This is a genomic window from Actinosynnema sp. NPDC059797, assembly GCF_042732085.1.
Lineage (GTDB): Bacteria > Actinomycetota > Actinomycetes > Mycobacteriales > Pseudonocardiaceae > Actinosynnema.
The window spans coordinates 1-9,462 of sequence record NZ_JBHWIE010000271.1 but is presented as its reverse complement, the minus strand read 5'-3'; the positions used below and the strand labels follow the sequence as shown (position 1 = coordinate 9,462).

Below are 9,462 nucleotides of genomic sequence, written 5' to 3'. Positions count from 1 at the left end.
CGCCACGCCCCCCCGGGGGCGGGCCCCGGGCCGGGCTGCGCGGTGCGGCCCCGGGCCCCCCGCCGGACCCCCCCCCCCGGGGGGGGGGGGGTCCGCCCCCCGCCCCCCCCCCACGTCGCGGTCACGGCGTGAGGACGACCTTCTCGCAGTCGTCCTGCTTGTTCTTGAAGATCTCGAACGCGCGCGGCGCGTCCGCCAGCGGCATCCGGTGCGTGATGATCCGGGTCGGGTCGATCTCGCCGCGCTCGACCCGCTCCAGCAGCGGCTTCATGTACCGGTGGGCGTGGGTCTGCCCGGTGCGCAGCGTGAGCGACCGGTTCATCCACGCGCCGGCCGGGAACTTGTCCATCAGCCCGCCGTACACGCCGATGACGGACACGATCCCGCCGCTGCGGCAGGACAGGATCGCCTGGCGCAGCGCGTGCGGCCGCTCGGTCTCCGACCGCACGGCCTGCTTGACCCGGTCGTAGGCGTTGACGTGCGGGCTGCCGTGGGTGGCTTCCAGGCCCACGGCGTCGATGCACTTGTCCGGTCCGCGCCCGCCGGTCAGCTCCAGCAGCCTGGAGCGGACGTCCACGTCGTCGAAGTCGATCGTGGTGAAGCCCGCCTCCTCGGCCATCCGCAGCCGGTACGGCTCCTTGTCGATGACGACGACCTGCGCCGCGCCGAGCACCCGCGCGCTGTCGGCGGCGAACTGGCCCACCGGGCCCGCGCCCCACACCGCCACCACGTCGGAGGGCTGGATGTCGCACATCTCCGCGCCCATGTACCCGGTGGGCAGGATGTCGGACAGGAACAGCACCTGCTCGTCGGTCAGCTCGGGCCCGACCTTGAGCGGGCCGACGTCGGCGAACGGGACGCGCACGTACTCCGCCTGCCCGCCCGCGTACCCGCCCGTCAGGTGGGAGTAGCCGAAGATGCCGCCCAGCGGGTGGCCGAACATCTTCTCCGCGATGCCCGCGTTCGGGTTGCTGTTCTCGCAGCACGAGTACAGCTCCGCCGCGCAGGCGCCGCACGCCCCGCACGCGATCGGGAAGGGCACCACGACGCGGTCGCCGACGCGGAGCTTGGCCGGGTCGACGCCGGGCCCGACCTCGACCACCTCGCCCATGAACTCGTGCCCCAGGATGTCCCCGTCCTGCATGGTCGGCACGTACCCGTCGACCAGGTGCAGGTCGGAGCCGCAGATCGCGGTGGAGGTGACGCGGACGATGGCGTCGCGGCGGTTGAGGATGCTCGGGTCCGGCACCTCGCGGACCTCCACGGTGTTGCGCCCCGCCCAGGTGACGGCCTTCACGCCGGTCCCCCCTTCGCCAGCTCCTCCGGTGACAGCGGGCGCGCGGGCCGCTGCGGGAACTCCTCGCGGGCGCGCTTGCCCCACGGCGCGCCGTCGGACCGGACGACCTCCCCGGTCTCCAGCACCTGCTTGAACCTGCGCAGGTCGTCGTCGAGCTGCTGGTGCGGTTCCTCGCCGAAGTACCTGGCCACGGCCTTGCCGATCTTCCCGCCGGGGATGTCGTAGGCCATGACCACGTGCACCTCGGTGCTCACGTCGTCCGGCGCGGGCACGAACCACACCTTGCCGGTGTTGGGCACGTCCGCGTCACCGGTCGAGCGCCACCCGATGCGCACGCCGGGCTCCTCGTCGGTGATCTCGGCGTCCCACTCGACGGTCTTGCCGAACGGCGCGGTGGCCCGCCAGCGGCTGGTCTTCCCGCCGGTGACGCGCACCTCTTCCAGGTGGGTCATGAACGACGGCAGGTTCTCCAGGTCGCGCCAGAACGAATAGACCTCTTCCACCGGTCGTCTAACGGTCGTCGTGGCCGTCAACTCCACAGTTCCTCCTCCTCCACGAGCACGGGTGGCCTGCACCGCGGTGAGCACGTCGAGCGCCGTGATGCCGAGGACCGCGCCGGTCACCCCGACGAGGCGGCCGCGGCGCCGCCCGGTGCGGTTCCCCAGCGCCACGGCCAGGCTCGCGAGGTCCATCGCGTCGCCCGCGACGCGCGTCCACGCCCACGGCCCGACGCGGCGGCCGGCGAGCAGCCCGGCGGCGTGCACCAGTTCCCGGGCGCCCACCAGGGGCACCACCGAGCGCGACGTGGCGGAGTCGTCGACCCCGCTCAGCCGTCGCACCGCATGGGGCGCCGCGACCTGGGCCAGGCCCAGGCCCAGGCTCACCAGGCCCAGCGCCCGCCCGCGCCGCCGCACCGGGGCGCGTTCCTCCCGCTTGGCCGATCTCAGAGCCATTCCTGCCTCCCGTGTGGGTTTCGCCCTCGTCCCCGGCGGTCACACCGCCCGTTCGGCGAACGACGGCGCGGCGGTGACCGCTTGGTAGACGTGCTCGTACCGGGTAGCCATTGAGCGGACGTCGAACCGTCGTTCCGCCTCGGTTCGGCAGCGATCCGGCGAGAGCTCGCCCACGCGGCGCAGCGCGGCGACGAGCCCGGCGTGGTCGTCGCAGGTGAAACCGGTCTCGCCGGGAGCGACCACCTCCCGCACGGAACCGCGCCGCAGCGCCACGACCGGCGTGCCGCACGCCATCGCCTCGACCATCACCATCCCGAACGGCTCGTCCCACTGGATCGGGAAGAGCAGGCAGCGGGCGGCGGCGAGCAGCTCCAGCTTGGTCGCGCCGTCGACCTCGCCCAGCCACTCGGCGCCACCGCCGAGCAGCGGCTCCACCACGTCGCGGAAGTACTCGTGCTCCTCGGCCTCGCGGCACTTGGCCGCGATGCGCAGCGGGAGGCCCGCCTCGGCGGCCGCGGCGATCGCCTGCGTGATGCCCTTGTCCGGGCTGACCCGGCCGAGGAACAGCGCGAAGTCCTCCTTCTCCCGCCGGAACGGGAAGCGCTCGACGTCGACCGCGTTGTGCACGGTGCCGACCCAGTTGAGGTCCGCCGCGGCGGCGCGCTGCGCGTGGGAGATGGCGACCATGTGGACGCTGTCGCCCAGCCCCCGGTAGTAGCGGCCCGTCTCGCCGGTCACCGACCTGTGCGCGGTGACCACGGTCGGCACGTCGCGGCCGCGGGCCAGCAGGGGCCCGGCCATGGTGTGGTCGTGCACCACGTCGACGTCCAACTCGGACAGGACGTCCAACAGCGACAGGGCGTGCACCAGCTCGGGCAGGGCCTGCCCCAGGTGGTCGGCCCGCGGCACGTCGGAGGTGGCGAAGAACTCCCCCGCCGCCGTGCCGTTGCGCCCGACGCCGACCAGCGCCACCTCGTGGCCGCGGGCCACCAGCCGGTCGACCAGGTCGGCGCACATCGCCTCGATGCCGCCGTAGCCGCGGGGCGGCAGCTCGAACCACGGCGGCGCGACCATCGCTATCCTCATGGCGTTCACCTACCTCGTGTTCCCGATCGCGCCGGGGTGGCGCCGGACGACCCCGCGGACCAGCTCGACGTCGTCGGGCAGGCCGTGCAACCGCACGTCGTCGCCGTCGACCTCCAGCGAGACGCGGGTGCCCGCCATCGGCACGCCGTCCAGCAGCAGCGACCCGAACGAGTCGGGCAGCACGGGCGCCACCCACACCTTGCGGTGGGGCACGTAGGGCTCCACGCGCAGCAGCACGCGCAGCAGGTGGACGGGCGTCGCCGACGCCCACGCCTGGGGCGAGCACGACGTCGGGTACGGGACGGGGTCCGGGTGGTCCGCGCGGTCGAAGCCGCACAGCAGCTCGGGCAGCCTGCCGCCGAACGCCTCGGCGGCGTCCAGGACGGCGGTGGCGACCCGCTGGGCGTGCTCGACGAAGCCGTAGCGCATCAGGCCGGTGGCGACGAGCGCGCTGTCGTGCGGCCACACGGACCCGTTGTGGTAGCTCATGGGGTTGTAGGCGCCCATGTCGGAGGCCAGCGTCCGCACGCCCCAGCCGGTGAACATGCGCGGCGACAGCAGGTCCTCGGCGACGGTCGCGGCCTTGTCGTCGTCCACGATGCCGGTCCACAGGCAGTGGCCGACGTTGGAGGCCAGGGCGTCCACCGGCCGCTTGTCGCCGTCCAGGGCCACCGCGTAGCGGCCGAGGTCGGGCAGCCAGAAGCGCTCGTTGAACCGCTCCTTGAGCCGGGCGGCGCGCTCGCGCCAGTGCCGCGCGCCGCCCGGGTCGCCGAAGTCGTCGCACAGGCAGGCCCGCGCCAGGTAGGCGGAGTAGGTGTAGCCCTGCACCTCGCACAGCGCGACGGGGGCGCGGGCGATGGTGCCGTCGGCGAAGTTGACGCCGTCCCAGGAGTCCTTCCAGCCCTGGTTGACCAGGCCGCGGTCGGTGGCCCGCTCGTACTCGACGAACCCGTCGCCGTCCCGGTCGCCGTGCCGCTCGACCCACTCCAGCGCGCGGTCGACGTGCGGGATCATCGCCGCGACGCGGTCGCGCCCGATCCCCCACCGGGACAGCTCGCCGACCAGCACCGCGAACAGCGGCGTGGCGTCGGCGGTGCCGTAGTAGACGTTGCCGCCGCCCAGCGCCAGCGAGGCGTCCGCGCCGAAGCGCATCTCGTGCAGGATGCGGCCCGGCTCCTCCTCGCTGTCCGGCTCGACGCGCGCGCCCTGGTGGTGGGCCAGGGTGCGCACGGTGCCCAGCGCCAGTGACGGGTCGATGGCGAGGCTCATGTAGGAGGCGAGGATGGAGTCGCGGCCGAACAGCGTCATGAACCACGGCGCGCCGGCCGCGATGGCGGTGTCGTCGGGCCGGTCCGGGTCGAAGATCCGCAGCGCGCCCAGGTCCTCCCGGCTGCGCTGCAACGTGGCCGCCAGCGCCCGGTTGCCGGTGCGGCGCAGCACCGGCGCGGCCTTGCGCCACTGCTCCTCGCGGCGCGCCGGGACCGACTGGTCGACGGGGTGCTCGCGCGGGAACAGGGGCGGCACGGGCTCGCCGTCCACCACCGGCTGCACCGTCACGCACGTGCCCCACTCGCCCTTCGGCGGGATCACGGCGCGGAAGGTCAGGGTGGACGGCGAGCACTCCGCGCCGTCGCCCCACACCCGCGTGCCCCGGCTGGCGCCGTCCAGCCGCCAGGTCAGGCGCAGCTCGTCGTCGGCGATCTCGGAGGCGTGCTCGCCCCGCCTCCGCACGCGGCCCTCCTTGACCTCGAACAGGTCCGCGAAGTCGGCCTCCACGTGGATCGTCACCACGTGCGTGGCGGTCTCGCGGCCGTAGTTGCGGAGCACGAGGTCCTCGCGCATCCCCGCGCCGACGTACCGGTCGCGGCGCACGAGCAGCGTGCTCTCGGTCTGGGGCCGCAGTGACCGCCCGCGACCGACGAACCTGGCCCGGAACGGGTCCGGGGTGTTGGTCGTGATGTGCTCGACGGGCGCGCCGTCCACCCTCAGCCGCCAGCCGGACAGGATGCGGGTGTCCTGGAAGAACGTGCCCTGGGCGGCGGCGCCGTCCAGGTCGCCGTTGCTGCCGCAGACGCAGAACGAGGTGCCGTGGACCAGCGTCACGGTGTTCGGGGACAGCGTGACGGGTTCGCCGTCGAACGCCCAGCCACCCTCCGTCATTCCGCGCCTCCTGTCGCTGGACGGGGTTCCGCGGACCGCGGGCCCCCGGTCCGCGCCTCCGCGGAACCCGCCCGTGCCGGTCCTGCCCCGTGCCGGTCCTGCCCCGTGCCGGTCCTGCCCGACCGGGCGGGGTGACCCGGTGCCGCGGTTCTCCCGCCCGGCACCTCGCCCGGGGTGCCACGACCCGGGGCGGGCAAACCGGTTCCCCGACCCGCAGGCACGGTCCGGGGACCGCCCACCACCTCATCGAGCGAACCCCGGGACCGGTGGTGCGATGCGCGGCGGGCACGGGAGGTGAACCTCGCCCCGTCGCGGTTGAGCGCGGGCGCGCGGGCGATCCCGGTGGGCGGGGGCACGACGTCGAGGAGGTCACCGATGGCACGGGCAGTGGGTGTCACCGAGCGGGGCGGCCCGGAGGTCCTGGCCGTCGTCGACCGCGAGGTGCGGGAGCCGCGCGAGGGCGAGGTGCGGATCGCGGTGCGGGCCGCGGCGGTCAACCCGACCGACATCGGGTTGCGGGAGGCGGGCGTCCGCGACGTGCCGCCGCCGTGGGTGCCCGGCATGGACGCGGCCGGGGTGGTGGAGGCCGTCGGGCCCGGCGTCCGGCGGCTGCGGGTCGGCGACGAGGTGATGGCCGCGGTCTCGCCGCGCCGGCCCGAGGGCGGGGCGCAGGCGGAGCTGCTGGTGGCGCCGGAGGCCTCGGTGGTGCCGGTCCCGGAGGGCGCGTCACCGGCGGAGGCGGCGACGCTGCCGATGAACGGGCTCACCGCCCTGCTCGGCCTCGACCTGCTCGGCCTGCGGCCGGGCGCCGCGCTGGCGGTGACCGGCGGCGCCGGGCTGCTGGCGTCCTACGTGGCGCCGCTGGCGAAGGAGGCGGGTCTGGTGGTGGTCGCGGACGCCAAGCCGGAGGACGAGGAGCTGGTCCGGGGGTTCGGCGCGGACCACGTCGTGCCGCGCGGGGACGGGTTCGTCGACGCGGTGCGCGAGCGCTTCCCCGAGGGGGTGGACGGGCTCTACGACACGGCGCTGCTGCACGAGGCCGTGTTCGGCGCGATCCGGGACGGCGGCGGGATGGTCGTGGTGCGCGGGTGGCGGCCGGGGCGCACCGAGCGCGGGATCACCGTCCACCAGGTCGCGGTCGTCGAGGCCCTGACCCGCACCGGGTGGTTGGAGGAGCTGCGGGACGTGGCGTCGGCGGGCGGGCTCCAACTGCGGGTGGCAGGTGAATATCCGCCCGAGGAGGCCGCCGAGGCGTACCGGGTGATGGCCGCGGGCGGCCTGCGGGGGCGGGTCGTGATCCGGTTCTGAGCCGCCGGGCCGGGTCCGGCGCGGTCGGTCCACCCCGGACCGACCGCGGTCGCCCGGGTCGCGCCCGCCTACCCGCCGACCCCGGGCGACAGCGCGGCGTCGACCGAGTCGACCAGGTGGATGACCGTGTCCAGGCCCACCATCACCAGCAGGCCGGTGACCAGGTGGGTGGCGGGCGCCGCCACCACCAGCCCCACCCCGCACCGCCCGGCCCGCTCGTGCGCGTGCAGCAGGGCGGTCATCCCCACCGAGGCGAAGTACGTGACCTCGCCCAGGTCGGTCACGAGCAGGGGCGCGCCCGCCCGCACGGCCGCCTCGACACCTTCGGAGAACGCCCAGTCCAGCCGCTCGACCGCGGCCTGGTCCACCTCGCCGCCGATGCACAGCAGGACCGCCCGCCCCCCGTCGAGGAGGTCCACCCGGGTCCGCACACCGGACCCCGTCGCCGTCATCGCCACCTCACGCCCTCTCATGGTGGAGACGCCAAGACATGGCGAACCTACCCGCTCCGTGCACGGTTCAAGCCCGAACAGGTGATTCGACCCCGTATTGACACGGGCGGACCAGTCTTTCGAGCACGGTGCGGTGCCACGGGCCGGGAGAACCGCTCCACCGGCGACCAGGCCCACCACCTGCATATTCACTTCGGAACACCGCTTCCCCATTACTTGCCCATGAAGTGATATGAACTGATTTCGTTTTCAATCGCGCGGATCAAGCGATCACGACAGGGCTACCCTGAACCCGAGAAGACGCGGTAGGAGGTGCCGAATGGCACGGCAGGTTCTGGTCCGGTTGGTTGACGACCTCGACGGGAGTTCGACCGGTGACGTCGAGACGGTCTCGTTCGGCTTGGACGGCGTGTCGTACGAAATCGACCTCTCCGCCGGCAACGCGCGCCGACTGCACGAGGCGTTGGCGCTCTTCATCGCCCACGCGGACAAGGTCGGCAGGCGCGGCGGGCAGGGCGGGCGCGGCGGGCGGGGCGGGCCCTCCCGGCGCGCGCCGAGGCGGCCGAGCGCCACGTCCAAAGCCATCCGGGAATGGGCGCGGCGCAACGGCCACGACCTGGCCGACCGGGGCCGCCTGCCCGCGCACGTCGTCGAGGAGTTCCGCGAGGCGCACGAATCCCGGGGCCGCTGAACCGACTCCGCTTTTCCCGGTCACGTCGAATCGGCGAGCCTGAACCGGCGGACCCCGGGGTCCCGCGAATTCCCTTTCGCCCGGATTTCCCGGCGGATCAGCCGGCCGTCCGCGTGCACTGCGACCACCACTGCTCCAGCACGCCCACGGCGGGCCACTGCGGCCGGCCCTCGTCGGGCACGTGCGGCGGGCGCTGCTCGTGCGGCCGGGTCGGGGCTTCTTCGGACAGGTAGAGCGCGACGAGTTCGTCGAAGATCGGAGTCGTGGTCACGGACCGATCGTCGTCCACCGGACCCCGACCGCGGGCGCCCGACATCCGGTTCGCCGCAATACGGCGTGGAAACCACCCGACCAGGCGGATTACCGCCCCCGAACGGGTTCAGCGGCTCAAGGCCCGGTCGACGAGGTCGGCGAGGGGCGCGCGGACCAGGTCGCCGTGGCCCGGGGCGAGGGTGTCGGCGGGCAGGTCGCGCAGGCCCTCGATGGCCGCGGTGACGCCGGCCTCGGACTCGTTGAACACCGCGGGCAGCCGCTGGGCGCCCGCGCCGAGGCGGGACAGCGGGTGGCCGGTGACCAGGGCGTCGCCGCTGAACAGCACGCCGGTCGACGGCATCAGGTAGGCCGTGTGGCCGCGCGTGTGGCCCGGCGTGGGCACGGCGACCAGGCCGCCGGGCACGTCCAGCGGCACGTGCGGTTCGACCGCGGTGACGTCGTCCAGCGCCATCCTCAGGTGCGGCACGACCGCGCGCACGGTCGTGGCGACCCAGCGCAGCCCGGCGGGCCGCGCGCACTGGCGCAGCATCTGCGCGGGCGTGATCTGCTCCAGGTACTCGCGGCGGGCGTGGCGGGCCTCCTCCGCGCCGGTCATCACCGGGGCGCCGCACCGGCGGGTCAGGGCGGGGACGCCGCCCATGTGGTCGAGGTGGGCGTGGGTGAGCAGGATCGCGACCACGTCCTCGGGCCGGTGGCCGACCGCCTCGATGGACGCGAGCAGCGCGGCGGCGTCGTTGGGGTAGCCGGCGTCGACGAGCGTGAGCGCGGAGCCGTCGCCGATCAGCGCCCAGTTCACGTTCGTGCCGGTGACCAGGTGCACCTGGTCGTCGACCCGGGTCAGCTCCACGGCGCGGCTCCTCGTGCTCGACGGGCGGAAGCCGGCCCAGCCTAGGCGCGGCGGTGGGCCGCCCGACCCCCACCTAGGATTCATGAGCATCTCTCACCTAGGACAGGGGGTCGTCGTGGCGGGCAGGACGGACGTGGAGGCCGGGGCGCGGGAGTGGTTCGTCCGGCCGGCGCCCACCGCGGTCGCGGTCCGCGACGAGCGCGGCCGGTCCCGCGAGGTCACGGCGAGCGACAGGCTGCGGGAGATCGAGCGGCGGGCCCGGCTGATCGCGGTCAGCGACGGCCTGGCCCGCGCCGTCGCGGCGCTGCTGCCGGACGGGGCGGCGCGGGCGTTCCAGGTGCGCGTCGACCCGCGCGCGGACGGCGACGAGCAGGTGGTGGCGCTGCGCGTCACCC

The 9,462-nt window shown here is 74.5% G+C and carries 10 protein-coding genes; 3 read left to right on the top strand and 7 right to left on the bottom strand.

The genetic code is table 11. The features are described from left to right. Nucleotides 1-121: 121 nt before the first annotated feature. The 4 genes from ACFV4N_RS33915 to ACFV4N_RS33900 are packed head-to-tail and all read right to left on the bottom strand — an operon-like array spanning nt 122 to nt 5,496. On the bottom strand, nt 122-1,297 hold the full coding sequence (locus ACFV4N_RS33915; protein ID WP_499676744.1) for a zinc-dependent alcohol dehydrogenase: 1,176 nt from the start codon (nt 1,295-1,297) through the stop codon (nt 122-124). Then, nucleotides 1,294-2,250 carry an SRPBCC family protein gene (locus tag ACFV4N_RS33910; protein WP_499676743.1) on the bottom strand — a complete coding sequence of 319 codons (957 nt, stop codon included), beginning with the start codon at nt 2,248-2,250 and terminating at the stop codon, nt 1,294-1,296. Before ACFV4N_RS33910 ends, ACFV4N_RS33915 begins: the two co-directional genes overlap by 4 nt. Before the next feature lie 39 nt (nt 2,251-2,289). Further along, entirely contained in the window at nt 2,290-3,345 is a 1,056-nt protein-coding gene (locus ACFV4N_RS33905) for a glycosyltransferase family 4 protein (protein WP_499676742.1), read from the bottom strand. Beyond that, on the bottom strand, nt 3,346-5,496 hold the full coding sequence (locus tag ACFV4N_RS33900; protein WP_499676741.1) for an amylo-alpha-1,6-glucosidase: 2,151 nt from the start codon (nt 5,494-5,496) through the stop codon (nt 3,346-3,348). Nucleotides 5,497-5,871: 375 nt separating this feature from the next. Between ACFV4N_RS33900 and ACFV4N_RS33895 the strand changes: the two genes are divergently transcribed. Next, nucleotides 5,872-6,804 (top strand): NADP-dependent oxidoreductase, encoded by a 933-nt coding sequence (locus tag ACFV4N_RS33895; RefSeq protein WP_499676740.1) that lies wholly within the window; start codon nt 5,872-5,874, stop codon nt 6,802-6,804. Nucleotides 6,805-6,872: 68 nt separating this feature from the next. Here the strand turns inward: ACFV4N_RS33895 and ACFV4N_RS33890 are convergent, their stop codons facing one another. After that, on the bottom strand, nt 6,873-7,277 hold the full coding sequence (locus ACFV4N_RS33890) for an STAS domain-containing protein (protein ID WP_499676739.1): 405 nt from the start codon (nt 7,275-7,277) through the stop codon (nt 6,873-6,875). Between the two features lie 298 nt (nt 7,278-7,575). Here ACFV4N_RS33890 and ACFV4N_RS33885 point away from each other — a divergent pair, with 298 nt between their 5' ends. Next, a complete protein-coding gene (locus ACFV4N_RS33885; RefSeq protein WP_499676738.1) occupies nt 7,576-7,947 on the top strand; it encodes a histone-like nucleoid-structuring protein Lsr2 in 372 nt (123 codons plus the stop codon). A gap of 97 nt (nt 7,948-8,044) precedes the next feature. On the opposite strand, the gene ACFV4N_RS33880 is transcribed toward ACFV4N_RS33885, so the two are convergent. After that, entirely contained in the window at nt 8,045-8,218 is a 174-nt protein-coding gene (locus ACFV4N_RS33880) for a hypothetical protein (RefSeq protein ID WP_499676737.1), read from the bottom strand. Nucleotides 8,219-8,326: 108 nt separating this feature from the next. Then, nucleotides 8,327-9,067: an MBL fold metallo-hydrolase gene (locus tag ACFV4N_RS33875; RefSeq protein ID WP_499676736.1), complete on the bottom strand. Its 741-nt coding sequence runs from the start codon at nt 9,065-9,067 to the stop codon at nt 8,327-8,329. A 115-nt stretch (nt 9,068-9,182) separates the two neighbouring features. Here ACFV4N_RS33875 and ACFV4N_RS33870 point away from each other — a divergent pair. Further along, the coding region (locus tag ACFV4N_RS33870) for a hypothetical protein (protein WP_499676735.1) at nt 9,183-9,462 on the top strand (280 nt) is incomplete at its 3' end.

What these genes read in the sequence shown, in the direction of transcription:
- ACFV4N_RS33910 (WP_499676743.1), bottom strand. Translation starts at nt 2,250, where the DNA reads ATGGCTCTGAGATCGGCCAAGCGGGAGGAACGCGCCCCGGTGCGGCGG.
- ACFV4N_RS33900 (WP_499676741.1), bottom strand. Translation starts at nt 5,496, where the DNA reads ATGACGGAGGGTGGCTGGGCGTTCGACGGCGAACCCGTCACGCTGTCC.
- ACFV4N_RS33895 (WP_499676740.1), top strand. Translation starts at nt 5,872, where the DNA reads ATGGCACGGGCAGTGGGTGTCACCGAGCGGGGCGGCCCGGAGGTCCTG.
- ACFV4N_RS33890 (WP_499676739.1), bottom strand. Translation starts at nt 7,277, where the DNA reads ATGAGAGGGCGTGAGGTGGCGATGACGGCGACGGGGTCCGGTGTGCGG.
- ACFV4N_RS33885 (WP_499676738.1), top strand. Translation starts at nt 7,576, where the DNA reads ATGGCACGGCAGGTTCTGGTCCGGTTGGTTGACGACCTCGACGGGAGT.